The 25539-nt window shown below is 60.5% G+C and carries 21 protein-coding genes, 2 pseudogenes and 1 riboswitch; of the genes and pseudogenes, 10 read left to right on the top strand and 13 right to left on the bottom strand.

All coding sequences use genetic code 11. From position 1 onward, the window contains the following. Window positions 1-5 precede the first annotated feature (5 nt). From EV688_RS00110 to EV688_RS00100, 3 genes are all read left to right on the top strand, one after another. Window positions 6-3101, top strand: a complete 3096-nt coding sequence (locus tag EV688_RS00110) for a bifunctional diguanylate cyclase/phosphodiesterase (RefSeq protein WP_162883840.1) — start codon at window positions 6-8, stop codon at window positions 3099-3101. A 125-nt stretch (window positions 3102-3226) separates the two neighbouring features. Next, the gene (locus tag EV688_RS00105) at window positions 3227-4366 is read left to right on the top strand and encodes a PQQ-dependent sugar dehydrogenase (protein WP_117316177.1); all 1140 of its coding nucleotides are present in this window, start codon (window positions 3227-3229) and stop codon (window positions 4364-4366) included. A gap of 25 nt (window positions 4367-4391) precedes the next feature. Then, window positions 4392-4619 (top strand): putative signal transducing protein, encoded by a 228-nt coding sequence (locus EV688_RS00100; RefSeq protein ID WP_117316175.1) that lies wholly within the window; start codon window positions 4392-4394, stop codon window positions 4617-4619. A gap of 47 nt (window positions 4620-4666) precedes the next feature. Here the strand turns inward: EV688_RS00100 and EV688_RS00095 are convergent, their stop codons facing one another. Then, window positions 4667-6553 carry an SLC13 family permease gene (locus EV688_RS00095; RefSeq protein WP_117316173.1) on the bottom strand — a complete coding sequence of 629 codons (1887 nt, stop codon included), beginning with the start codon at window positions 6551-6553 and terminating at the stop codon, window positions 4667-4669. 141 nt (window positions 6554-6694) lie between these two features. Between EV688_RS00095 and EV688_RS00090 the strand changes: the two genes are divergently transcribed. After that, a complete protein-coding gene (locus EV688_RS00090; protein WP_117316172.1) occupies window positions 6695-7024 on the top strand; it encodes a DUF4156 domain-containing protein in 330 nt (109 codons plus the stop codon). Between the two features lie 4 nt (window positions 7025-7028). Here the strand turns inward: EV688_RS00090 and EV688_RS00085 are convergent, their stop codons facing one another. Then, a complete protein-coding gene (locus EV688_RS00085; protein WP_117316881.1) occupies window positions 7029-7637 on the bottom strand; it encodes an alpha-ketoglutarate-dependent dioxygenase AlkB family protein in 609 nt (202 codons plus the stop codon). Window positions 7638-7768: 131 nt separating this feature from the next. Here EV688_RS00085 and EV688_RS00080 point away from each other — a divergent pair, with 131 nt between their 5' ends. After that, window positions 7769-9670 (top strand): CocE/NonD family hydrolase, encoded by a 1902-nt coding sequence (locus EV688_RS00080; protein WP_117316170.1) that lies wholly within the window; start codon window positions 7769-7771, stop codon window positions 9668-9670. On the opposite strand, the gene EV688_RS00075 is transcribed toward EV688_RS00080, so the two are convergent. Then, window positions 9627-10475, bottom strand: a complete 849-nt coding sequence (locus tag EV688_RS00075) for a bifunctional transcriptional activator/DNA repair enzyme AdaA (RefSeq protein WP_117316168.1) — start codon at window positions 10473-10475, stop codon at window positions 9627-9629. The two genes, EV688_RS00080 and EV688_RS00075, sit on opposite strands and share 44 nt — an antisense overlap. A 171-nt stretch (window positions 10476-10646) precedes the next feature. Here EV688_RS00075 and EV688_RS00070 point away from each other — a divergent pair, with 171 nt between their 5' ends. Then, entirely contained in the window at window positions 10647-11762 is a 1116-nt protein-coding gene (locus tag EV688_RS00070; RefSeq protein WP_205686555.1) for an endonuclease/exonuclease/phosphatase family protein, read from the top strand. After that, on the top strand, window positions 11759-13417 hold the full coding sequence (locus EV688_RS00065) for a sulfatase (protein ID WP_117316166.1): 1659 nt from the start codon (window positions 11759-11761) through the stop codon (window positions 13415-13417). The genes EV688_RS00070 and EV688_RS00065 overlap by 4 nt, the downstream gene beginning before the upstream one ends. On the opposite strand, the gene EV688_RS00060 is transcribed toward EV688_RS00065, so the two are convergent. The 4 genes and pseudogenes from EV688_RS00060 to EV688_RS17815 form a co-directional block, all read right to left on the bottom strand. Further along, complete coding sequence (locus tag EV688_RS00060) at window positions 13402-14331, bottom strand: cobalamin-binding protein (protein WP_117316164.1); 930 nt, start codon at window positions 14329-14331, stop codon at window positions 13402-13404. The genes EV688_RS00065 and EV688_RS00060 overlap by 16 nt on opposite strands. Beyond that, complete coding sequence (locus tag EV688_RS00055) at window positions 14328-14822, bottom strand: DUF6580 family putative transport protein (protein WP_117316163.1); 495 nt, start codon at window positions 14820-14822, stop codon at window positions 14328-14330. Before EV688_RS00055 ends, EV688_RS00060 begins: the two co-directional genes overlap by 4 nt. A gap of 10 nt (window positions 14823-14832) precedes the next feature. Continuing rightward, window positions 14833-16212, bottom strand: a complete 1380-nt coding sequence (locus EV688_RS00050) for a TonB-dependent receptor plug domain-containing protein (protein WP_420867051.1) — start codon at window positions 16210-16212, stop codon at window positions 14833-14835. 159 nt (window positions 16213-16371) lie between these two features. Further along, window positions 16372-16764, bottom strand: a pseudogene (locus EV688_RS17815) (TonB-dependent receptor); the annotation flags it as partial. A 99-nt stretch (window positions 16765-16863) separates the two neighbouring features. Further along, a riboswitch (cobalamin riboswitch) is annotated at window positions 16864-17080 on the bottom strand. Window positions 17081-17362: 282 nt separating this feature from the next. Here EV688_RS17815 and EV688_RS00045 point away from each other — a divergent pair. Next, window positions 17363-17545 carry a hypothetical protein gene (locus tag EV688_RS00045; protein WP_117316159.1) on the top strand — a complete coding sequence of 61 codons (183 nt, stop codon included), beginning with the start codon at window positions 17363-17365 and terminating at the stop codon, window positions 17543-17545. 42 nt (window positions 17546-17587) lie between these two features. On the opposite strand, the gene EV688_RS00040 is transcribed toward EV688_RS00045, so the two are convergent. From EV688_RS00040 to EV688_RS00025, 4 genes and pseudogenes are all read right to left on the bottom strand, one after another. Beyond that, on the bottom strand, window positions 17588-19585 hold the full coding sequence (locus tag EV688_RS00040) for an alkyl/aryl-sulfatase (protein ID WP_117316157.1): 1998 nt from the start codon (window positions 19583-19585) through the stop codon (window positions 17588-17590). A 4-nt stretch (window positions 19586-19589) separates the two neighbouring features. Beyond that, window positions 19590-19847: a TIGR02647 family protein gene (locus tag EV688_RS00035; protein ID WP_117316155.1), complete on the bottom strand. Its 258-nt coding sequence runs from the start codon at window positions 19845-19847 to the stop codon at window positions 19590-19592. Window positions 19848-19912: 65 nt separating this feature from the next. Next, the gene (locus EV688_RS00030; protein WP_117316153.1) at window positions 19913-20746 is read right to left on the bottom strand and encodes an ion transporter; all 834 of its coding nucleotides are present in this window, start codon (window positions 20744-20746) and stop codon (window positions 19913-19915) included. Window positions 20747-20947: 201 nt separating this feature from the next. Continuing rightward, a pseudogene (locus EV688_RS00025) lies at window positions 20948-22169 on the bottom strand (IS3 family transposase). Between the two features lie 194 nt (window positions 22170-22363). On the opposite strand from EV688_RS00025, the gene EV688_RS00020 reads away from it, so the two are divergent. Both EV688_RS00020 and EV688_RS00015 read left to right on the top strand, forming a co-directional pair. Then, window positions 22364-22774: a hypothetical protein gene (locus EV688_RS00020; protein WP_117316151.1), complete on the top strand. Its 411-nt coding sequence runs from the start codon at window positions 22364-22366 to the stop codon at window positions 22772-22774. 135 nt (window positions 22775-22909) lie between these two features. Beyond that, entirely contained in the window at window positions 22910-23623 is a 714-nt protein-coding gene (locus tag EV688_RS00015; protein ID WP_117316149.1) for a hypothetical protein, read from the top strand. Window positions 23624-23777: 154 nt separating this feature from the next. Here the strand turns inward: EV688_RS00015 and EV688_RS00010 are convergent, their stop codons facing one another. Beyond that, window positions 23778-24335: a hypothetical protein gene (locus EV688_RS00010; RefSeq protein WP_117316148.1), complete on the bottom strand. Its 558-nt coding sequence runs from the start codon at window positions 24333-24335 to the stop codon at window positions 23778-23780. A gap of 829 nt (window positions 24336-25164) precedes the next feature. Beyond that, the coding region (locus EV688_RS00005) for an ATP-binding protein (protein WP_165876878.1) at window positions 25165-25539 on the bottom strand (375 nt) is incomplete at its 5' end.

The raw sequence follows: 25539 nt of genomic DNA, 5'->3' as shown, positions 1-25539 counted from the left end.
CCTTGATGAACGATCGCCAGTTTCTGAACGATGCGACGGCAAAGAATGCGACACGGATAGCGCAATATCACCAGCTTATGCTGAATCTGTGCATGTCGTTCATCAATCTGCCGATCGAGCGCGTCGAACACGCCACACAGCAGGCCCTGGGCAGAATGGCGTCGTTCTTCGAGGCCGACAGGGCCTATGTTTTCAAATACGATTTCGACCGGAATACCGGCTCTAATACCCATGAATGGTGCGCGCACGGTATTGAGCCTGTCATCGACCAGCTGCTGACGGTTCCCATCGGGGATCTCTCGGACTGGTCGGATGCACACAGGGCTGGCAAGCCTCTGCTGGTATCCGATGTCGAGCAGCTGGCGCCAGGCCGGCTACGCGATATCCTGGAGCCGCAGGGCATCAAAAGTCTGCTCACGGCGCCATTGATGAATGGTGAGGATTGTCTCGGCTTTGTCGGCTTCGACTCTGTCAGACATGAACGGCAATTTACCGCGGGTGAGTACGATCTTCTGGTGCTGTTTACCCATCTGCTGGTCAGCATCGAGCAGCGCAAGCAGACGGTTGATGAGCTGGGCCAGACGCGGGATTACCTCACGCTGGTCAATCAGCGGTTTCTGAACATGCTCGACGGCACGCAGGCAGCTGTCTACGTCGCTGATATCGATACTCACGAGGTATTGTTTGTCAATCGTTACTTTCGTGAGCTGCTGGGGGATGTGGTTGGCAAGACCTGCTGGCGTGTCATTCAGGGCAAGACCGACGGCCCCTGTGATTTCTGTACCAACCCTCTGCTGCTTGACGCGCATGGCAGACCCGGCAAGCCAGTGACGTGGGAGCACTACAACCCGGCACTGCAGCGCTGGTTTCACATTTCCGACCAGGCCATCCCCTGGGAAGATGGCCGCTTCGTCCGCATGGAGATTGCGCTGGATATCACGGAGCGCAAGCTTGCTGAAGAGGCGCTGCGTGAGAGTGATCAGCGCTACCGACGGCTGTTTGACAACTCCCGGGACGCGCTGATTATTGTTCAGCCGCCGCACTGGAAGCTGGTGACCTGCAATGCGGCGACGCGGCAGCTGTTCGGCTACGACGACCATGACCTGCTTGAGGAATTCAGTATCGGCAGGCTGTCACCGCCAACCCAGCCTGACGGACGCAACTCGGTTGAAGCCGCGGCGGCGCATCTGAAAATTGCCCTGCAGAACGGAACCCATTTCTTTGAATGGCAGCACCGCCATCGGGACGGTTATCTGCTTGATTGCAGCGTGCTGCTCAACCGTGCCGAGTGGTCTGGCGAGACGGTGGTACAGGGCACGGTGCGCGATATCAGCGCCCGCAAGTCTGCGGAGCGAGCCCTCAAACAGCGCACGGATGAACTCACTCGGGCGAATATGGAGCTGGAGCAGCTGGCCACGGTTTTCACCCACGCCAATGAAGGCATTTCCATTACCGACCCTGATGGGACGACTATTCAGGTAAATGATGCCTTATGCGCGATGAGCGGCTATTCGCGTGAGGAGCTGATTGGTTCGAACCCACGGTTGCTGAGGTCCGGTCGTCATCCCAGGGGATTCTACCGTCACCTCTGGCAGCGGCTTCTCGATGTTGGTCACTGGAGCGGCGAGGTCTGGCATCGCAAAAAGAACGGTGAACTGTTCGCCACCAACCTGACCATCAGCCGTGTTCGCGACCGGCGCGGGAAAGTGCTGCACTACGTGGCTCTAGCCACGGATATCACCGATCAGATGCACCATCAGGAGCAGTTGGAGCGTATCGCGCATTACGACGTCGTGACCCAGTTGCCCAACCGGATACTGCTCGCCCGCGAGCTCAAGCAGGCCATGGCCAGATCCCGAAGGCGTGATTCCCGGATCGCCATTGCCTATCTCGATCTGGACGGCTTCAAGGCGATCAACGATCAGTATGGACACGATGTTGGTGATCGGCTTCTGGCGAAGGTTGCCCGAAACATGAAGGAGACATTGCGCTCTGAAGACACATTGGCACGGCTGGGAGGCGACGAGTTTGTCGCCGTTCTTTCGAGCGTGGATACGGACACGGCCCTGCACACGGCGTTGCGGCGGATGCTGCACTCGGCGGCAATGCCGGTTGATCTCGAATCGCACTCTCTGCATGTCTCGGCAAGCCTGGGGGTAACGCTGTATCCCCAGAATGACCCTCAGGATGCCGATCAGCTGTTGCGCCAGGCTGATCAGGCCATGTACCAGGCCAAGCTGTCGGGCAAGAACCGCTACATGCTGTTCGATACCAAACACCATGAGGCCATTGTCGGCCACCATGAGCGCATTGCCCGCATTGAAAAAGCGCTGGAGAACGAGGAGTTCGTGCTGTACTACCAGCCGAAGGTGAACATGCGCACGGGCAGGATCATGGGTCTTGAGGCGCTGGTACGGTGGCAGCATCCTGAGCGGGGCCTGCTGCGGCCCGCGGAGTTTCTCACGGTCATCCAGAATCATCCGCTGTCCACCGCCCTGGATGCCTGGGTCCTCGGTGAGGCACTCATGCAGACCCATCGCTGGCAGGCGGATGGCGGACACGCGCTGTGCGTCAGCATCAATCTCAGCGCCATGACGCTGCAGCAGGGCCAGTTTTTCGATATATTGAAAAGTCGGCTGGCGCAATGGCCGGCCGGTGCAGGCGAGCTACTGGAAATCGAAATTCTCGAGAGCAGTGCGCTCGATGATATCGGTTCTGTGATCGGCCTGATCCGCCAGTGTCGCGAACTGGGTGTGCGCTTTGCGCTGGATGATTTCGGAGTGGGCTATTCCTCGTTGACTTACCTGAAAAGGCTGCCGGCCAATACACTGAAGATTGATCAGAGCTTCGTGCGCGATATGCTGAGTGATGCAGATGACATGGCGATCCTGCGCGGCATTCTCAGCCTGGCGCAGGTATTCGACCGGGAGGTTATCGCCGAGGGGGTTGAAACTATCGCGCACGGTGAGTGTCTGCTTGACCTTGGCTGCGATGCCGCTCAGGGCTACGGCATCGCCCGTCCCATGCCGGCAGCGCGTGTGATTCCGTGGATTGAGAGCTGGGTAGCCCCGGCCCCCTGGTTGAATCGCGAGAAGCGCTGACGGGCGTTTTGCCATCGGCGCAGTCCAGGTGGCGGCGCCAGATTGCGATATGTGTCCCGGGAAGTTTCACGCAACGGTTCCTGATATACTCGACGTCCATTCATCAACCACGCAAGAGGTGTTGCATGATCAGACAGGCTTTCGCCCCCATGCTGGGAATGTTCCTTGCCGCGACAGTGTCGGCCCAGAGCGACCTGCCGTTCGCGATCGAGGAAATCACGAGTTTCGATGAGCCCTGGTCGATGGCCTTCATGCCCGACGGGCGCATGCTGGTTACGGAAAAGAAAGGCAACCTGATCATCGTCACGCAGGACGGTGACAAGCATCCTCCGGTGGTCGGCCTGCCCGACGTGGACTACGGCGGCCAGGGTGGCCTGGGTGATGTGGCGCTGCATCCGGATTTTGCCGATAACGGCATGATTTATATCAGTTACGCGGAATCCGGTGATGGCGGCGTCCGCGGCGCAGCCGTCGCCCGCGGCAGGCTCGTCGAAGGCGGTCGCAGTCCGCAGTTCGAGAATATGGAGGTCATCTGGCGCCAGTATCCGAAGGTGCTCGGTCGCGGTCACTACTCGCACCGGCTGCTGTTTGACGACGAGGGCTATCTCTGGATCTCTTCCGGTGATCGGCAAAAATTTACGCCGGCGCAGGACATGCAGTCCAACCTGGGCAAGATATTGCGTCTGCAGGATGACGGCTCGGTTCCCGACGACAACCCGTTCGTCAACTATCGCGACGATAATGCGTTTGTCGACGGTAATGGTGTGTATGACCAGATCTGGTCTCTCGGTCATCGCAATCCGCTCGGCATCGCCTTTGACACCGAGGGTCAGCTCTGGGGCATCGAGATGGGTCCCGCCGGCGGTGATGAGCTCAATTTGATCGAGCGCGGTGAGAATTACGGCTATCCGGTTGTCTCCAATGGCAAGCATTACGACGGTCGGGAGATACCAAACCACGAAACGCGACCGGAATTCTACGCGCCCGCGATCACCTGGACGCCGGTGATCTCACCGGGTGACCTCATGGTGTACGGTGGCGACATGTTTGCCGACTGGCAGGGGAATGCCTTTGCGGCGGGCCTTTCCGGGCAGGCCATCGTGCGCATCGAGCTTGATGGCGAGAGTGCCCGCGAAGTAGAGCGCTACGACATGGGCGCGCGCATCCGCAAGGTCACCGAGGGTCCCGACGGAGCCATCTGGGTGCTAGAAGATGAGCGCGGCAGCAGCCAGGGCCGACTGCTCAAGCTGACGCCGGCTTCCTGAACAGCGTGCAGCCGGGCTTTCATTGATGAAAGTCATCTATCGGGCGCAGGATATCGTCGAGGCACACATCCTCGCCGGCCTCCTGCAGTCCCGTGGCGTTGAGGCCTTCGTCGGCGGCCACTACCTTCAGGGTGGAATCGGCGAGCTGGCGGCTCTCGATTCCGCCACCCTGTCCGTCGAAGACCGCGATGAGGACAGCGCCAGAGCTGTTATTGCGGAGTACGAACGCGGCGACCTGGCGGATGGTGCATAGCTGGCGGATGGTGCAGAGACTGCAAGTTGCGGTGTACTGCGTCGCAATCAGAGCGGCCATACCAGCAGCAGCATTGGAACGCTGACGACAACGACGAGCGCCTCGAGGGGCAGACCCAATCGCCAGAAGTCATTGAAGGTGAAGCCGCCCGGTCCGAGAATCAGGGTGTTGTTCTGGTGACCTATTGGCGTCAGGAAAGCACAGGACGCGCCAATCGCCACGGCCATGAGGAAGGAATCCGGATTGACACCCAGCGCTGAAGCCGTACCGATAGCGATCGGGCACATCACGGCGGCAGTGGCGGCATTGTTCATCACATCCGACAGAAACATCGTCACGACCAGAATCAGCGTAAGCACGGCAATCGCATTGCCCTGCGCCAGTGTGGTGAGCAGGAAGGTTGCGACAAGATCTGCCGTGCCCGTTGCCGCCATTGCCTCCGCGACCGGAATCAGCGCGGCCAGCAGTACGATCACCGGCCAGTCGATCGCGTTGTAGACATTGCGTGGGGGCACGGTGTTAAGCGCCATGGAGGCGAGTACGCCCATGGCAAAGGAAATCGCTGCGGGCAGCAGCCCGAATGCCGCGCCAACAACCGCGCCAGCCATGACCAGACCGGCGATCCAGGCCTTGCGCTTGTCCGGAATGCGCAGCTCGCGCTCCGCCAGCGGCAGGCATCCGTTGTCGGCAGCGAATTCGGCAATGGATTCCGCCGATCCCTGCATCAACAGCAGATCGCCCGGACGCAGCGCCATATGGCGGAGTCGCTTGCGCGAACTGGCGCCTTCCCGAGATACTGCCAGGAGACTGAGGTTGTAGCGAGCCGCGAGCTGCAGGTCGGCGGCCGACCGTCCGGCAAGCGGGGACAGGGGCATCACCGCAATTTCGCCGAGGACGAGTTCTTCTCTTCCGCGTTTCTTCTCGCTGGCGTCAGCGTCTTCCGATGCGTCCTCGCTGACAGCAGTGTCATTTACCGCTGCTGCATGTTCCGTCTGACTGTCATTCCCGGCTTCGCCACTCGCGTCGTCATCTGCGCCGTCACGCGTTGCGGTGGCTTCGAGCTCCAGCCCGAGCTTCGACAACAGGTCGGCGAGAGCCTCGACATCGGCCTCCATAATGAGAATATCGCCGCCGAGCAGTTCCCGGCCGGGATGCGGGGCCACAAGCCGTACATCGTTGCGCACCAGTCCGACAATCTGTGCACCATCCTCATCCAGCTTAGATTCGACCTCCCTCAGCGTCATGCCGGAAGCCTTGCCATCCTCCTGGACCCGGGCTTCGGTCAGGTAGGCGCCGGTGGCGAAATCCTGTGCGGCGTGCTGTTCTCTGGCGGGAACCAGCTTGCGTCCGAGCAATACCACGAACAGCGTACCGATAACGGCAACGGTGAGCCCCACGGGCGTGAAGTCAAACATGCCGAAACTGCCGGCGCCGGACTCGGCGCGAAAACCGGACACAATCAGGTTGGGTGGTGTGCCGATCATGGTGGTCATGCCCCCTAGAATGGTGCCAAACGCCAGCGGCATCAGGACCTTTCCCGGCGGCAGTTCGTGCTGCCTGGCGATCTGCAGCGCGACGGGCATTAGCAGTGCCATGGCACCCACATTATTCATGAATCCGGACAGCACTGCGCCAAGCGCCACAATGGCAGCCAGGCTGGGAAGTGGTCCGGCATCGCCGGGTAGCGCGACGCGAGCGAGAGCGTCTACAGCGCCAGAGGTCTGCAGGCCGCGACTCAGGACCAGTACGCAGGCGACGGTGACCACCGCGGGATGGCCGAAACCGGTGAAGGCCACTGAGGGGTCCACCAATCCGGTGATGACGCAGGCCAGCAGCGATCCCAGGGCAACCATATCGTGACGCCACCTGCCCCACAGGAACATGCCCACGGTAGTCAGCAGAATGGCGACGATCAGGATCTGCGGTGTGGTCATGGCGGGTCGCTTCTCTGGTGGGCCGGGGGATGCATGCCGTCTGTGCAAAAACAGTGTCAAACACTACAGCGCATTGTCTTCCAGTACCTCGGTGTTTGCCAGTAAGCTGGCAGGCTGGGTTCCTGATGTTGAGAATGCGTTATGTTTTGTCGTTTCGTCCTTTCCGTTAATGCACTGTTTATCACCTCGCTTGTGGTGGGTTGTACCTGGGTAAAGATACCGGAGGAGGCCAGGGCGGTGGATATTGTCGAGGAGAGCAGGGTTGCGAGCTGCAGGCAGCTGGGAAATGTCACCACCCAGGTGAAGTGGAAGGTGGCGGGTGTCGCGCGTAACGCGGAGAAGGTACAGACCGAGCTCGACGACCTGGCAAGGAAGCAGGCCCTGGGGCTGGGTGCGGATACCCTGGTGCGGGACCGGGCAGAAGACGGGGAGGGTCGCTACCGCGCGTACCTTTGTGAGCGGCAGTTCTGAGACACTACATCGCCATCTGCCGGAATGTCAGATTGACCCTCGGCGTGGCAACCTTTTTCGTGGGCGGCAGTCGGTGCAGCCAATAGCGTTGTGTCTCACCGCGCATGACCAGCAGGCTGCCGTGCTCGAGCTCCAGTGAGACCGTCTCCTTGCTCTGCCGGTGCTTGAAGGCAAACTTGCGCCTGGCACCAAGGCTGACCGAGGCGATAGCACCGCCGCGCACCAGGTCGCGCTCGTCGTCGCTGTGCCAGCCCATGCCCTCGCTGCCGGAGTGGTACAGATTGAGCAGGCAGGCGTTGAAGGACTCTCCCGTGTGGCGCTCGACGATTGCAAGGAGGGATCGCAGTGGCGCAGTCCAGGGCAGGGCCGTGCGGGTAATGCGGGAGTAGGTGTAACTCAGTGGTGTTTCCGCGTACCAGGCCACCTTGCGTGCCGTGACAATGCGCTCACCGAACATCACCGCCTGGTCGTGCTCCCAGGCGATGTCGCGAAACAGCGCATCAAAATAGCGGTCTGCGGTCTGTGGCGCCATCACGGCGCCGTGGTAATGCACGGTGCCATCGCATGGCAGCAGGTTCCCCAGATGGCGGTAACTGTCGCTGAAAAGATCCATGTTCGGCAATCGGTCTGTCAAATGCCAGAGTATGACGGAGTGTCCCGCCAGCGCCCACGTTGCGATGCGGTTTTTGACCCGGGCGCGTCGGGACTCTATTCTTGCGGTTCTCTCGTTCTGGACAGACACCCATGATCAACGCTGTGTATCGACCCCTCTGCCTGCTCCTTCTGCTGGCTTCAACCGCTGTACTGCAAACCCGTGCAGCCGATGATGCGGATGAGGCGAAGTTCAAGGACCTTGCCGATGACGACACCATGGTCATGGTGCCCATGCGCGATGGCGTGCGTCTGGCAACGGACGTCTATCTGCCAAAGGATCGCGAGGGGCCGGTCCCCACTATCTTCATCAAGACACCCTACGATTTCAACAGGCTGGAGGGAACCCAGCTTGGCTGGGCGCTGGAGGCCGTCAATCGCGGCTATGCATTTGTCGTGCAGAACGAGCGTGGACGCTTTTACTCCGAAGGCGAGTGGGCGCTGCTGGGAAATCCGCGCTCGGACGGCTGGGACTCACTGGACTGGATCGCCGGGCAGGAATGGTCCGATGGCAGCGTGGGGACGTTCGGCTGTTCATCCAGCGCCGAGTGGCAGCTCGCCCTGGCGGCAGAGGACCACCCCGCTCACAAGGCGATGGTACCCATGGCATCCGGTGCCGGCATCGGACGCGTTGGCGAATTCCACGAGCAGGGCAACTGGTACAAGGGCGGCGTGCACCAGACCCTGTTTACGATCTGGCTGCGCAGTGTGCAGCAGGACATGCGGCCGCGCTTCCCCGAGGGGCTGGATCAGGAACAGCTGCAGCGCCTGCGCAGCATGTACAGCCTGGCGGCCAGCATGCCCGAGGTTGACTGGAAGAAGGTGGTTTCCACACTGCCCGCCAGCAACTGGCTGGAGGAGGCGGGTGCCAACACCGGACCCTGGCGTGACCTGCTGATGCGCAAACCGGATGATCCTGAGTGGTATGAGGGTGGGCTGTACCATGACGATGCGGATTTCGGCGTGCCGGCATTCTGGATGAACAGCTGGTTTGACGTCTCCCAGGGACCTAACCTGGCCTTGTTCAATCATGTGCGCAAAAACGCGAGCGACCCCGCGGTGCGTGACGGACAGTTCGCACTCGTGGCACCAACCCTGCACTGCGGCTTCTATCGCATTCCCGAGCACGAGGACCTGATCGTCGGCGAGATGAACATGGGGCGCGCCCACTTCCCGCTCTGGGAGCAGGTCTATGGTTTCTTCGACCATTACCTTAAGGGCAGCGATAACGGCTTTGCCGAGAACACTCCCCGTGTGCAGTACTACACGATGGGCGCCAATGCCTGGGGCAGCGCGGATAGCTGGCCGCCTGCCGCCGCCGAGCCTGTGGACTATTACCTGCGCAGTAACGGTAACGCCGCGAGCGTGTTCGGTGACGGTGGCCTTTCCAGAACGCCACCGACGGTGGCCTCGTCGGACACCTATACCTACGACCCGATGAACCCGGTGCCCTCACTCGGCGGCGGGGTGTGCTGCAACGGTGGTCTGACCCCGGGTGGTGTGTACGATCAGCGCGGCATCGAGGCGCGTGCCGACGTGCTGGTCTTTACCGGCTACGTTCTCGAGGAGGACACTGAGGTGACCGGCAGTATCAGAGCGACCCTGTACGTCTCCTCTGATGCGCGGGATACCGACTTCACGGTCAAACTGGTCGACGTGCACCCGGATGGCACGGCCTACAACGTGGACGACACGATCCTGCGCGCGCGCTATCGCGAGGGCTTTGATCGCGAGGTGTTCATGCAGTCCGGGGAAGTGTACCGGCTGCAGCCCACGGCCATGTCCACCAGCCACGTCTTCAAGGCCGGCCACCGGATTCGCGTGGAGGTCGCGTCCAGCAAGTTCCCGCAGTACATGCGCAATCTGAATACCGGGGGCAACAACGTTGACGAGACCGAATGGGTCGAGGCACATAACACGCTGCACTACAGTGAGGAGCATCCCAGCCACATCACGCTTCCGGTGATGCCCGCTGCGCCGACTCCCAGCCGATAAGCGCTGCCTTGCGTGGCAGCCCCCAGCGGTAGCCCCCAAGGGCGCCGCTGCTGCGAATCACGCGGTGGCAGGGGATCAGCACGGCCACCGGATTGCTGCCGATGGCGGTGCCGACAGCGCGGGCCGCGCCAGGTCTGCCGAGTTCCCCGGCAATCTGCGCGTAGGTGGCGAGACGGCCGGATGGAATGCGCAGCAGACTTTCCCAGACCTTCAGCTGAAAGGGACTGCCCTGCAGATGAAGCTGCACCGGGCCAAGCCCTCGTCCGGTTCCGCCGAAACAGCGCAGTGCGGCCTGCTGATGCGCGTCTGTGCCGCGGGTCAACGCGGCGTTCGGGAATCGGCGCTCGAGACGCTCCAGCGACGCTGATTCATTGTCGTAGTCAACAAAGCTCAGCGAACAGATACCGCGTGCGGTTGAGGCGATGCGTACGCGGCCAAAGTGGGTCTCATGTATTGCCGTTCTGATTTGCAGTGTCGCGCCGCCGCGGCGGAACTCTCCCGGCGTCATGCCGTCAAGCGTGATGAACAGATCGTGCAATCGTCCCGTACCGGACAGCCCCGAGGCGCTGGCGGCTTCCTCGACGGTTGCATTTTCGGCGAGCAGTGAGCGTGCGTGCTCAAGCGTCAGGTACTGCAGAAACTTTTTCGGGCTGACACCTGCCCAGGCGGTGAAAATGCGCTGGAAGTGCGCGGGGCTCAAGTGTACAGCCGCAGCGAGTTCGCTGAGCGAGGGCTGTTCCTGGTGATGCTGCTGCAGGTAGCGGATTGCCCAGGCAACGCGTTGATAATGTGTGCTCGCTGGCATAGTCGATATCCGGGGTGCCAAATACTGTCAGGCTTACTGTAGTTCGGTAGCCACTCGGGCAACACCCGAAACCTGTGTTTTTCGCCTGTTGCCCAGCGATGGGATTGCTCGTTCCCCATCACCCTGATCGTGTATGCTGTGTGGCCCCGGCACAGCGAAGGAGTCCTTGCATTGACGGTTCAGTGGATCTGGTCTGGCGCCACGGTCGTTCTTCTGCTGATGACGCTACTGCCGCTTTCGCGGCTCACGGCCTGGTGGGTCCGCGGGCTGGACTTTCCCCGCCTGCAGTTGTCCGGGCTGGCGCTTGCGCTGCTTGCGACCGGTCTTCTGATCGCCGGTTTCCAGGGCATGACACCTGTCATATTTCTCGGTCTTCTGGTCTGTCTGGGCTGTGTCGCCTTCCAGGCCTGGTGGATTATCCCCTACACGCGATTCTGGCCGGTAGAAGTCCTTGACGCCAACGGCGCAAAACCCTGCCTGCGTCTCATGACAGCCAATGTCCTGACGACGAATCGCGGGGCCCCCCGTTTTGTCAGCATGGTGCGCGAGCACAACCCCGATATTCTCATTACCCTGGAGTCGGATGCGTGGTGGCAGCAGCATCTGGACACGCTGGAAGACGACTATCCACACAGCGTCAAGGTTCCGCTGGACAATCTGTACGGCATGCATCTTTACTCACGATTGCCGCTGAGCGACACCGAGGTCGCCTGGCTCGTGGAGGATGACGTGCCTTCCATTCATACCTTTGTGCACCTGCCGGACTCACTGACGCTTCGGCTGCATGTTCTGCACCCCGCGCCGCCGAGCCCGACCGAGAACGAGGAGTCCACCCAGCGCGATGCAGAGCTTGTGGTTGTCGCCCAGTCGGTGGCCGGGGAAACCGGCCCCGTCGTGGTGACCGGGGACCTGAATGATGTCGCCTGGTCGACAACAACGCGTCTTTTCCGCAAGATCAGCGGACTGCTCGATCCGAGGGTAGGGCGCGGCATGTTCAATACGTTTCACGCCGGCTACACGCTGCTGCGCTGGCCGCTGGACCACCTTTTCCACAGTGAGCACTTCACGGTCAGTGAACTGCGCCGCCTGCCGGAATTCGGATCCGATCACTTCCCCCTGCTGGTGGAGCTGTGCTTCCAGCCGCAGCGGGGTGTTGATCAGGAAGGACTCGAAAAAGACGGTGAAGACCAGGCGCTGGAGCGGGAGAAAGCCGCTGCAGAGCCTGTGGCCGCGGCGGATGTCCCGACGCCGGGCAGCGATTCCACCCTTAGAGGTGACAGGCAATGAACAAGTGGCTGGTTGCCGGTGCGCTTCTCCTCCTCCTTGCGGCCTCGTTACTCTGGCTTTTCCGGGCGGAAGCGCTTCTGGCCGTGCTCGCTTACCGCAGCGCCGGCGAACAGGTCGCCGCCAATCGTGCGATCGAGTGGCAGGACGGCCCGGCACCCGCGCAGGTTCCGGGCGGCGTTCCGCCGCCAAACATTATATTCATCGTGCTGGATGATTTCGGGATCAATGACCTGTCGGCTTTTGGCGGTGGCGTGGCTGACGGCAGGGTAGGTACCCCGAGTATTGACCGTCTGGCCCACGAGGGCGCATCTTTCTCCCAGGCCTATGCCGGCAGTGCGACCTGCGCGCCGTCGCGCGCAATGCTCATGACGGGGCGTTATCCGACCCGGACGGGTTTTGAATTCACGCCGATGCCGCCTGGCATGGGAAGGGCGTTGAGCGTTATTACCGGCACGGGGAACAATGGCCTGCCGCCGGTCCTGTACAACGCAGAGGCTGCGGAAGACCTACCCGCGTTCGAGGACATGGGACTGCCAGAGGATGAGATTACTGTCGCAGAAATGCTGCAGGACGCCGGCTATTACACCGCACACATCGGCAAATGGCATCTAGGTCGTGGGCCCGGATCGCACCCGAATGACCAGGGCTTTGACGACAGCCTGCTGATGGCCAGCGGACTTTACCTGCCCGAATCGCATCCGGATGCGGTCAACGCAAGGCTCGATTTTGACCCCGTTGATCGTTTTCTGTGGGCGCGGATGCGCCACGCCAACAGTTTCAACGGCAGTGAATGGTTCTCGCCCGCCGGCTATCTCACGGACTACTGGACCGACGAGGCGGTCCGCCTGATAGAGCGCAATCGCGACCGGCCTTTTTTCCTGTACCTGGCGCACTGGGGAACGCACTCGCCGCTGCAGGCAACCCGCGCCGATTACGAGGCGGTGGGGGATATCCAGCCGCATCGCCTGCGCGTCTATGCGGCCATGGTGCGCGCGCTGGACCGCAGCGTCGGGCGCATTCTCGACAGTCTTGAGGCCCAGGGCCTGGATGAGAAGACGCTGGTGGTTCTGACCAGTGATAACGGCGCGCCGGGCTATATCGGTCTTTCGGACCTGAACGCGCCCTACCGTGGCTGGAAGCTGACCCTGTACGAGGGCGGGCTGCGGGTGCCATTGTTCATGCGCTGGCCGGGGACCATCCCGCCGGGCCAGCAGGTCGCACAGCCGGCCGCACATATCGATGTCATGCCGAGTCTGGTCGCCGCCGCCGGTGCCGAGCTGCCGGCCGACCGGGTGATTGATGGCCGCAACCTGATCCCTCTGGCACGCGGTGAAAGCGATGCGTCGCCGCATGAAGCCATTTTCTGGCACAGTGATTATTATCAGGCGGTGAGAGCCGGTGACTGGAAGCTGCAGCGCAGCGAGAGGCCGGCCTTCTCGCGCCTGTTCAATCTTGCTGATGATGCCACGGAGAGGCGTGACGTCAGTGCCTCCTACCCGGAGGTTGAGGCACAGCTGCATGCACTGCTTGATGCGCACCTCGCCGATCGTCGTCCGCCGCTCTACCCCAGCACGCTGCAGGGGCCTGCTGCCGTTGATAAAACCCTGGCCGAGCGGTTTCTGGCAGGAGATACCTGGGTCTACTGGCCTAACTGATCGCCGGGCCGCCAGACGCTGCCTTTCTCCGGGCGCGGGTGAACAGCGGGATGCAGGGCGTGTGCCATCAGCTCGAGTCCGTCGAGGAGCCGGGGCCCCGGGCTGGAAAAGTAGGCATTGCCGTCGGCGACGTACAGCCGCTGTGACTGCACCGCTGGCAGCGACAGCCACGCCGGGTTGTCGCCAAGCGCAGCGATATCGGCCAGCGCCCTGTCGATCGTGAAACCACAGCACGCGACGAAGGCGAGGTCGGGTGAAGCGTCGCTCACTGTCTGCCAGTCCAGCGTTCGTGAAGGCGCACCGGGGCTTCCCAGCAGATCCTCACCACCGGCGAGAGTAACCAGCTCCGGGTTCCAGTGGCCGCCGCTGAAGGGCGGCAGCAGCCACTCGAAGAACATCACTCTGGGGCGGTCGGCTCTCACGATGCGTTCCGAACGCTCTGCCACCTGATCGCGTCGGGCGCGCAGGCTAGCTACAAGGCTTCGGGCGCGGGCCTGCGAGCCGGTGGCATCGCCCACCCGAAAAATGTCGTCAAAGACATCTGCCAACGAGTTGGGCGTGAGGTCGATCAGCTGTGGCGCGCCGGGCAGCGAGCGGATGGCGTCACGCACGTCGCCGGTTGCCACCGCGCAGACATCGCACAGCGCCTGGGACACGACTACGTCGGGTCGCGCGGCTTCCAGCGCTGCCATATCAAGGTCATAAAGGGCGCTGTTGTCGCCCAGGTGGTTGCGCACATAGGCATCAATCTCGTCGCTGTCGGCATTGTAGGGCACCCGGGTACTCGTCATGCGCGGCAGCGTGTCGACACCGGGTGGATGATTGCAGCCGTGCGATACCCCCACCAGGTGTTGCTGCAGTCCCAGCGCGCAGACGATTTCCGTTGCGCTGGGAAGCAGTGAGACGATTCTCATGCTGCGACGGACCTCGTACCCCGATTTGCTGCCAGCGCATGCAGGCCGAACAGCACTGCCGAGTACACGGTGTCCGCGATCAGCGACAGTCCAAGGAAGGGAAGCCCGGCAATGTAGCAGGCAAGAAGGCCTGCCGACGTAGCGGGATAATACCCGGCCAGCCAGACGCCCAGGTTGGATACGAGATAGAAGGCCACTGCTGCCGCAACCAACGCAACCGCGAAGCGCGCCGGCGAGCGGCGGCGCGCAAGGCACCGTCGACCGATTGCCGTCGCCAGTGCGAATCCGGCAAAGACACACAGCATGACGGCAGTGGGGTAGGTGGCAGTAAACAGCGCCACCAGTGCCAGGGGCGCCAGCGGCACCAGCCAGGCGCTCCCGCGCTTACCGTAGGCACCAGCGTACAGGGCAGTCGCACCGATACTGGATACGCCGAAGGGGTGTGGCAGCCAGTGAATGATCCAGGCCAGAAGAATAACGAATCGGTTCATACTGCGCTCCTCACCAGCCAAAGTCTGTCTTGATGCCGACAAAGCCGGCGCGTCCCCAGGTTCCGTAGCCAACCACGTTCTCGTAGTCGGCGTCGAGCAGGTTAGTGCCGCGTGCGTACAGCGTCACGCTCGGCGTTACCTGATAGTGCGCGGTCAGCTCTACCAGCCAGTAGTTGTCCAGCTTCAGGGTCTCAGCCGGCAGTGGAAAGGGCGGGAAAAAGCGGTCGAATCGGGTGCCGCCATAGTCTGCAACCAGCGTGGCGCGGAGTCGGTCGTTCCGCGATGCCATGTTCAATGACAGACTTCCGACGTGTTCTGGCCGGCGCAGCTCCACCACGCTGAGTCCATTGCTGTCCTCTTCGGTGGCATCCGTATAGGTGTATGAGGCGGCGGCGCTGATTTGCTGGCTGATTCGCCAGTCGGCCGCCAGCTCAATGCCCTTTCGCTCGCTGCTATTGTCGAGATTCTGCGCCGTTGCCAGGGACGTGCCGGGGAGAAACACAAAGCCGTTGATCTCGTCTTCCAGTTCCTGCAGGTACAGCGTTGCCTCAAGCCGCAGTGCGCCGTCGGCAAGGGTCTGGTCAATGCCGATGTCAAAAGACACCGACTGCTCGGGATCGAGGTCGGGATTGCCGACAAACTGATCGGCAAAGAAACCGAAACGCTCGATGAAGGTCGGTGTCTTCTGTCCGGTGCCGATATTGCCGCGCAGACGGGTGCTGTCGGTCAGCGCGTAAGCGAGCGACAGCCGGCCGGTGAGTGCGTTGCCGAAATCACTGTAGTTATCGTAACGGCCGCTCAGCATCCACGACAGGCCGCTGTTCGCGGTGTGCCGGTATTCTGCCATGGCGCTCTGCATGGTCAGTGACTGGTCCTGGTTGGGGTCGCCGAAGGTGGCGATACCGCGCTGGCTGAAATCCGTCTCCTCTCGCTCCAGCGCCAGCGTCAGCGCCCGGTCATCGGCGAGGGTGATATCGGATTGCAGCGTGGCGGTGTACCGTGATGACGATGTGGATGAGTTCTCAGCCCCATCGGCAAAGTTGCGGTGCTCGGAGTCAAAAAATGCCGTGCGCGCCTGCCAGTTGACGTTACCGTCGTGGGTTTCAAGCGTACCCACCAGCTGCGCGATGATATTTCCGCTTTCGGTGATGCGATCCGCGTCCCCTGGTAGCCCCGTGGTGAAATCCGCAGGATCAAAGGCGGAGGCTGAATCCGTTCCTCTCAGGCTTGCCTGGAAGCCCAGGGCGCTGTTATCCGCGTAGCGCAGGCCAATATGCCCGGATGTCAGCTCCGCGCCGTCGCGTCCTGTGCCGACGCGGGAGATGTTCTCGCCATCGGTGTCAAGGCGTTCAGCGCTGGCGTCAACGGTCCATGCGCCGTGGGACAACACGCCATTGGCACCGATATTGCGGGTGCTGTTACTGCCACCCTCGAGGTATGTGCTCGCGTTGCTGGCGGCCCCGCTCCCGCCGCGGGTTGTGATGTTGACGACGGCGGCAATGGCCTCACTGCCCCACAGCGCGCTCTGGGCACCGCGCACAATCTCGATACGTTCAACCGCACCGGTTGCGAGGTGCTCCCAGGGGAATTCGTCGCTGGTGGCCGGATCATTGGCACGTACGCCGTCGATCAGGACCAGGACATGATTGGCCTCGGCGCCGCGGACGCGGACCTGAGTCTGCGATCCCGGCCCGCCGCTGCGCGACACGGCGAAGCCGGGTACCGTGCGCAGCAGGTCAGTGACATAGCGTGTCTGGCGTCGCTCGATGTCCGCGCGGGTGAACACGGATGTGGCACTGCCGATATGCTTGAGATCGACGGGTACACGGGACGCCGTCACAAGGACCTGCTCGATGGCCCCGTCAGCGGGTAGCGAAGTCTGGGCGAAGGAGGGTGTTGCAAGGACAGAGGCGGCAAACGCTGCCGAAATACGGATCTTCATGAATATCTCCCGCAGAATCCCCCGCTTCTGCATAGTGGTTCAGCGGTGGAATACAGCAAGAGGTCACAGGAACTCCCACCAGTCGCCCGCCGCAACTGAACAGTGAATGAATGGCGGGCCGGTATCCGGACTCATGAGAGGCATGTGCATGCCGTGCCGATCGCCTTCCCACGCTGTTGGCGCAGTGGCATTTTGATCGGCGTCCTCATTTACCGTTGCGGGGGCAGTGACGGAATTGCTGCTCGGCAGCGCACCGTCTTCCCGTTTAACCTGACATCCCCGAGGATGCAGGCTCACCCGTCAAGCAAGTGCGCAGGTTACCCGATGCACAAAACCTAGACAAGTCGATGAATTGAAATTTCGCTGATCGCTATGTGCGCCTCGGCGCGCGTGCCACACCATGCGTGCCACACTGTGCGTGCCACACTGTGCGTGCCACCGCACACAGCCGGACGGAATAATCGTGCATGCTGGGACGTCTTAGACACATGGGCAGCTTCGCTATGAGTGTCAGTTGCGGGGTCGCGTCACCCTATCGGACGCTGTATGGCCCCGCCTGTTTCGAAAACGCCACACAATATGATGTCCGGAGGTGTGCATGGATCCCGATGAAGTGATCAGGGCGCTGGTGTCTGTTGGCCTGGTAGTGACCCTGAGTCTGGGCGCGAATTGCCAGGGCGCCGTGGGCAGCGTGCCGGCAGCACGGCCGGACCTGCAGCAGCCAGCTCATGAAAGCCTGTCGCCCGGCGTATTGACGGCGCCGGGACATACAGCAGACTGACGGTTGCAGCTGACCCGCTGCCCGGAGTGCCTTTCTGCTCCTTCAGGGCGTCGTGAGCGGGAAAGCGGGATCCTCCACGCGATCAAAGCTGGCAAAGAACTGCCCCAGTCGAATGCGGCTGCCCTCCACGGAAACACCCTCGTTACCCACCAGATCGGTAACTTTCGCGCCACCGCCAAGCACTTTGAGCAGCATGGCGTGACTGATGTTCAGCGTGACATCCGCGTTATCGGAAAGACCCTCGCGAAAGTTCATGACCGCGTTTTCCAGCAATAGGGTGAATTCCGCATCCTTGTCAGGCACCCGGAGATTCACCGTAATGACCTTGTCCCCGGCCTCATCCGGATTCAGGTTTGTCGCCATGGCCGTGAGGAAAAGATCGATCGGGATGGCGCTGATCAGGCCGCCATTTCCGACGAGCCCCGACATCGGTGTGATGCCGTTACGTAATTCGTGTGCGCCACTCAGGTAGACGTCACGCCAGGGGCCACTCTCGGCAAGATACCCGAGCTGGTCATAGGCGCGGGCCAGCATGATTCGTCCCTGCGTATTGCCTGGATCGGAAAAGACTACGTGATGTGCGAGCCGGGCGGACCACTGGAACGCCCCCTCGCGATACGCGGTTCGCGCTTTATCCAGTACGGCGTCGACGCCGCCCATGGCCTCAACATAGCGACGGCTTTGCGATTCCGGGGGCAGGGGATCGAGGTTTACCGGGTTGCCGTCGTACCAGCCGAAGTAAAACTGGTACACCGCCTTGGCATTGTGTTTCAGCGTGCCGTAATAATCGCGCGTTGCGAAATTGTCTTTCAGTGCTGCGGGCAGGGCTATGGTGTCGGCGATTTCGTTCGGTGTCAGACCGCGTGAGGCCAGACGCATGGTCTGGTCGTGAGTGTATTTATAAATGTCGCGCTGTTTTTTCAGGTAATCATCCACCGCAGGGTTACCGAATACCGGCCAGTGGTGGGAATTGAAAATCGTGCCGGCCCGGTCCCCGAAGCGAACCAGCGCCTGGTCGATGTAGCCCGACCATTTGAGGGCATCGCGTACTTTTGCGCCGCGCAGGGTATAAAGATTGTGGAAGTTGCGTGACAGGATTTCTGCGCCGCACAGGGCTTCATGCTGTGGGAGATAGAACATGAATTCTGCCGGGGCCTCGGCGCCTGGCGTGTGCATGAATTCAAACGCCACGCCATCAATCTCCAGCTCCCCCGTATTGTCATCAATTGTCACGGTGGGTCGTGTGATGGATGCGGTGCCGTCGGCAGGCTGCTTGCCAAGGCCGGTATCAACGTGGCCAGTGGCGTCGCGAGGCAGGTTCATGCCGTACATGTAGACCGCCCGGCGCATCATGACGCTGCCCGCCACAACATTTTCCGAGACGGATTCGCGCAGGAAATCCACTGGCGCGATGACGGGGACATCGCGCTGCTCCTGCTCTTCGGCTGACAGCACGCCGCGGATGCCGCCGAAATGATCGATGTGGCTGTGAGTGAACAACACCGCGCTAACCGGTCGCTTACCGAGTGTGTCATTGACCAGGGCGAGGGCAGCGCGGCTGGTTTCCTCGACGGTGAGCGGATCGATCACAATCCAGCCAGACTCGCCCTCAATGACTGTCATGTTGGCAAGATCGAATCCCCTGACCTGATAAATGCCTTCCTGGACTTCGAACAGGCCGTGGATGTTGTTGAGGCGAGCCTGACGCCACAGGCTGGGGTTGACGGTTGCCGGTGTCTCCTCCGCCGCCTCCTGCCACGCGTAATCCTCGAATGACCAGACGAGTTGCCCGTCGCTCGCGGTGATGCGCCCGCCATCAATTGTGCCGAGGAACCCGCGCTGTGCGTCCTCGACGTCCTGCGGGTCGGTAAGCGGAAGCAGGTCGGCCACGGCGGCGTTTGCATTGCGTGTCGATTCACTGGCGCCCCCGGGCCGCGTGCCGTCCCCGTCAGCGAGAGAATTGGTGCCGGGAGAGGGGGCTTCGCCACCGCAGGCGCTCAGTAGACCGATGATAAAGAGGCTGAGGCAGGGGTTTCGCATGGACTTATCCTTCTATCCTGGTGTCGGGTGCGGCTCCGAGTATCTGGTGCAGGGCGCGCACATGTTCCGTGGCCTGATGCCCCAGCGAGGTCAGGAAGCCACCGTCCGGCTGGTCAATCAGCCCCTTGGCATGCAGTCGTTCTCCTGCGGCAACGATGGCTGGGTCGGCATCGCTGTGTATCTTCAATCCGTGCTGCATGCTGTCGGGATCGAACTTCAGCAACAGTGACATTTCCTGGGTCATCTCGAGGTCAATGGTCATCGCGCTCTTCCCGGTATGCTTGCGGTTAGCCAGCGTTGAGGATAACCGAAATTGCGCTACCGGGGTCAATTCCGACCGCCGCCATCACTCCCGATGAGGTGCTCCCTGATCTCGCCGATCTGCCGCTCCATCACTTCGAGGCGGTTCACGATCTCATCGCGCTCCCGTTGCGCCTGATCGTCGCTGTCCCGGTGAAACTCCCGAGTCATGACGTCCAGAATCGTGCCGACCATCATGTTCAGGAAGACAAACGCCGTAAGGAAGATAAACGTGAGGTAGTAGATCCAGCTTAGCGGGAACGTCGCCATGGTCTCGTACATGACGTCCGTCCAGTCCTCAAAGGTTGCAATTCTGAACAGTGTAAGCATGGAAATGGCAACATCGCCCCACAGGGCCTCGTTGATGCCTGCGAAAAACATAGAGCCCACGGCACCGTAAATATAGAAGATGATGAACATCAGCAGTGCAATATGGCCCATGCGCGGAATCGACTTAAGCAGGGCGTTGATCAGCGAACGTAGCTCAGGCACCACAGAGACCAGACGCAGAACCCGGAATACCCTCAGCAGACGGCCGATCAGCACGGCGTCCGCGTTGTCCAGCGGAATCAGGCTGCCCACCACAACCAGCGTGTCAAACACATTCCACCCATCGGTGAAGAAGCGTCGCCTGTTGTCACAGGCCAGGAATCGCAGGACGATTTCCGTGAGAAAGAAAACCGTGATCGCATTGTCCAGATACGGAAGCAGTCTGTCGGCGAGCGGCGGGAGCTCATAGGTCTTCGCGCCGATGGTGATCGCCGACAGCACGATAATGAAGATGACCGAGCCCTGGAACAGGGGACTCTGCTCAATCCGGTTCAGTGCATTGCCGGCCCTGCCTGCGGAAAATGTGGACATGTGGCTTCAAGCTTCCTGGCGGTAACGGGCGCACAGTATACGTGCATGGGCCTGCGCTACAGGAGCCTTTGATGTTCCTCGCGCTACTCGGGAACCCGTCGGCATCGCGGCGTATGGCGCGGCTACGCGACGAGCGACAAAGTTTTCCTTTACGGCAGTTACCGCCATTGAGGTGAGTCGGTTTCCGTAGAGTCCGCCGGCTCAATTTGCCGCCTGCATGTGGCGGTATTGCTTGATGAACTGTACAGGCGACAGGTAACCAAGGCGAGCCTGCTTTCGGGTTCGGTTGCAAAAGATCTCAATGTACTCCTGAATAGCAGCTAGTGCCTCCTCCCGCGTCTTAAACCGATCATGATGCACGAGCTCTAATTTCAAGACGCCCCAGGCGCTCTCCATCGGCGCGTTGTCCCAGCAGCTCCCTTTGCGGCTCAAGGACGACAGCATCTGGTGCTGCCGCAGGAGCTTTTGGTAGGCGCCGGCACAGTATTGGGTGGATTTAACTGGTCGTCGCAACACCTTTGATATTGGAGGTGTTTATGGGAAGGTCCGCAGGGTGGATGCAGGAATTGACCGGGCGTGGTGCGATGCGCTCACCAGGGGCGCCGTCGCTCCGTCAGATCAACCGTCATCCGCTCCGACATCGCGTATCCAACAAACTCACCGTTGAATGAGTCCTTGACGCCCGCCAGGTACAGCCAGCCCTCGGCCGTGTCGATGTACGTGAGATGTGTCACCCACACCTTGTCAGGCGCATCCGTCGAGAACTGCCTGGCAAGCCTGTTCGGCGCCACAGGCAGAGCGTGCTTCGAGTCCGTCGTGACGCGGAAACGCCGCTTCGGTTTGCAGCGCAAGCCCTGCTCACGGCGAATTCGCTTGATGCGATGAACCCCGACACGAATACCGTTGTCTGCAAGCTCGGACTGTAGTCGCTCGGGACCGTAGTTCGACGCGTGCGCTCGTGAGCCGCCTTGATCTCCAGCTCCAGTCGCGCGTCCACCCTCGCCCGTGGCGACGGTGGACGCTTTCGCCAAGCGTAGTAACCGCTCTCGGAGACATCCAGCAGGCGGCATATGGCCGCGACAGAGTGCTCGTGCCTGAGCCGGTGAATCTGCGCGTACTTCACCGGGATTCCTTCGCGAAGTACGCCGCAAACTGTTTTTAACAGATTGCGCTCCTGTTTGACCTCGGCGAGCTCGCGGCGGGCAAGGGCCAGCTCCATCTCAAGCTCCGTGGGCGCACGCTGCTGCTCACCAACCTGTTGCAGCTTTCCTGCACGGGCAGCACGTACCCAGTTACTGAGACTACTTTTGGGAATCGATAAGCGCTCTGCGGCTTTCGCCACTGACATGCCAGTCAACTCAACCAGCTTCACTGCCTCAGCCCGGAACTCCGGCGTGTATGTTGCCTTGGGTATTCTTTCCATCGTTGTTCTCCGAATCGTAAAGATAAACGATCCGATGGACTCCACGAACTCCGACCGACCTCACTTGGCCGGAAGCTGACTTGCAAAGCGCCTAACTTGCCCGTCCGTTAATCTAATTCGGCTACCCTATCATCATACATAGCGATTAGAATTGTTCACGGACCACTCCACAACGCGATCTGGGGAACCGATCAATGAACAAGACTGCATCCGGTGGAATCCTTTTTCTCAGCGTACTTTTGATCACCTGCCGTTGCGCGATGGCTGCGGAAGCTGCGCCAGAATCCGCTATCACAAACATTGGATTCGTTCTCTATACGAAAAGTCATGCGCCCGGCACTCTGAACGCTCGCTGGATGTATTCGACGCAATACCGGGGTTCGGGCATTGCGACCGGGGGCCCGGTCGAGGGCTTTGAAGGCGACTACCATGTGCGCTACTTCTATGAGGACGGCACTTTCTCAGACGAGTACGAACTGAATATTGAACAGGTGGGTACTATCTACCACGTGGATTGGTTTGTGGATGGGGAAAGGCAAGCCACTGGTGTCGGCATGGAAACCACGGACGGTCTAGCTGTCGGCTGGCGGCGGTTGGCAAGGTGAATCGCATCTGTCTGCTCCTCGCCGAAAGCGGGAAGTCATTGGCTGCCTGGCGAATGACCGTTATCGACCCGAAGCGGCATTTTGCGTCCACTTGCCATGGTATTTTCTTCTGAATCTTGTCGCTCGGAGCTCCCGATGCTTTTCCGCAGAATCAGCGAACATGTTCGACATCAGAACTGGACAGCGGTTGTCCTCGACTTTGCGATTGTAGTGGTGGGCGTCTTCATCGGTATACAGGTCTCCAACTGGAATGAGGGGCGCTCGGCTACGGCCCGTGAGGCACAACTTATTCAGGATCTGCATAGAGACTTTCTAGCTTTGAGCAATGAGGTTGCAGAGAAGAGCGCGTTGCTTCAAGTGTCCAAGGTGAAGTTCAGTGAGTTTGCCTCCGCGGTCACTTCCGAGCCGCCAGAGCTTGATGCAGAAATGCAGCGTGAATTTAAGGAAACAGGTTTCAACCTGCCGCCCATGGCCGCGCAGTCCGCCACGTATGAACAGTTAGTAAGCAGTGGTGATATGAACCTGATCTCGTCGAAAGATTTACGTGGCTTGCTTGTAGAGCACGCGTTGTTAACACGAAGAATGCACGTATTGGATCAGCAGGTCCGGGAGTGGTCGCGGCCGTACGTGGTGCCCCTGGTCCGGCTGACCATGCTTCTTTCTGATCAAGCACTCGAAAAAGCTCTTTCCGGAGCCGGCTCGAGAGAGGACCTGATCGTTGCCTTAAAGATTCATGAAGCGGTATTCGCGCAACAACTTGCGCTATTTCAAGAACATCAAGCCAGCTTCTCAACGTTGGAAGAACTGCTGTCCGCGGAGCTGCGAAGGACAACAGCCGTCAGCACTTGATTGCATGAGCCCGTTAACCAGGGAGGCTTTTTCTACTCGGGGCTCAGAGAAATTTATCCCTAGATGCCCGCTTCTGGCCGAAAACGGCCATCTGCGAAACGGACGGCGACCATCAGCTCTCGACTCGAAACAGCCGTCTCCCCGTAATTTAAAGTTACGTGCCTGTCTGTGGCGGAAGCACCGATAAAGTCACATGTGTCGATACAACTGTTTGTTTCGGTTTCTCCCCAAAGCGCTCCATACGCTTCCCAAGCTCGACGGAACTGCCGGTGAGAGGGATCACGAGCGCCGTCTCATTCGTAAACGGATCGGTAATCTGTCGAAGACCTGGCATGTCCTGCGATTCGACGGCTTCCTTTTGCTTGTGGAAGAAGAACTTTGCTATCGCCTTCGTCGAATTGTCCACAGGCGGTGCCAGGGTCAACTCAATATATAAGTCAGCTCCACCTGCGATAATGCGCAGTTTGTGAAGAACACCAGGTACTACTGAGAACTCCGCGCGAATCGGGAGACTGTGCTCTTCGGTGAACGGGAGGTTTACGACTGCCCCTTCGGCATTGATTGTCTCCATCCCAGGCATGCCAGCAGGCTGTGGAATGATGGACACTTCTGTCACAGACACGATTATCTGGACCGGATCATGTTGCGAAAACGCCAACCGGGGTAAGAACGCAGCGACTGCCGCTAATAGAAGACCGACTCGTTTGAACATGTTTTTGGCCGAGCCATCACATCGCTGATACGGGACTAAAGTATACATCGTCTGGTAGAACGATGAGCACAGACTGTTACCTGGTCGGTGTGCGAAAGATAGGGTCTGGAACCGCTGCTCCTAGTCCGCGTCTGGCCGACAGCTGCCATCATCTATGGTGCGGTGGGGCCACACTTTCGAGGCCGGGGGAGAGGCTCGGGACATTAATTGTGCCGGCGCGGCGTAAAGCACATGTTCACAGACGGGTCGCTACGAGACGCTAGCCACAATGGTATCCCGAGACTCGCACTCTAGCGCTATGGCAACTCTCAGGAGGTGGAGCATCAGGCCGGAGCAGGAAGCAATGATCGATGCCAATCATGAGCGAGTAGGGCGCTCCGCAATCCGAGAGGCGAGGTGAGCGAGACACTTCAACACGGCACGAGCACAGGGCTGCCGACGGGAGTAAAGTTGTGGCCGTCTCAGCTGTCTAAGTTGCTCATCGCAATGTCAGGTCTGCATGAAAAATAGCCGCTACCGAGCTTCAGAACCTGTCATCGATGCGAGGAAGGGCGATGGCAGACTTTCGAGCTTGCACTTGAGCGCCTTCGTGTAGATGACCAGCCAGTCTGGGAAGGTTTGGATCGGAACAAGCAAATCTGGTGCGATGAAAACAGCAATTTCTTTTGCTGTGTGTATGCCAGGCTAGCGGCCACCTCACGCCGACTTGCTGGTGGTTCTCAGTGTATGTGCAGCTATTTAGTGACGGTTGCGTATTCCGGCGAACGTGACCGCCCGTTCCGGGCATCGTGACCGACTTGCACACCAGTGCTCGCTGGCGACCGTAGTTTTACACTGACCGGTCACGCTCGGTCAATTTGCTGCTGGTTTTCCGCAGGGATTCGCCGGTGAGATTCAGCCGGTGAGCACCGTGCAGTAGCCGATCCAGGATGGCGTCCGCCAGCGTCGCCTCGCCGATGTACTCGTGCCAGTACTCCGTCGGCAGCTGGCTGGCAATCAGCGTGGATCGGCGCCCGTGGCGGTCTTCTATCACCTCCATCAGGTCGTTGCGCTGGGCGGCACTCACCTTCTGGATGCCCCAGTCATCCAGGATTAGCAGGTCGGTCTTGAGCAACTGGTTCATGAGCCGTGGATAGCTGCCATCACCGTGGGCGATGCGCAGCATCTCGAACAGCCGCGGCAGGCGCAGGTAACGCACGCTATA

The organism is Chromatocurvus halotolerans (assembly GCF_004340525.1).
GTDB lineage: Bacteria > Pseudomonadota > Gammaproteobacteria > Pseudomonadales > Halieaceae > Chromatocurvus > Chromatocurvus halotolerans.
The sequence above is the reverse complement of the archived record's forward strand: the minus strand, read 5'-3'. Positions and strand labels throughout refer to the sequence as shown.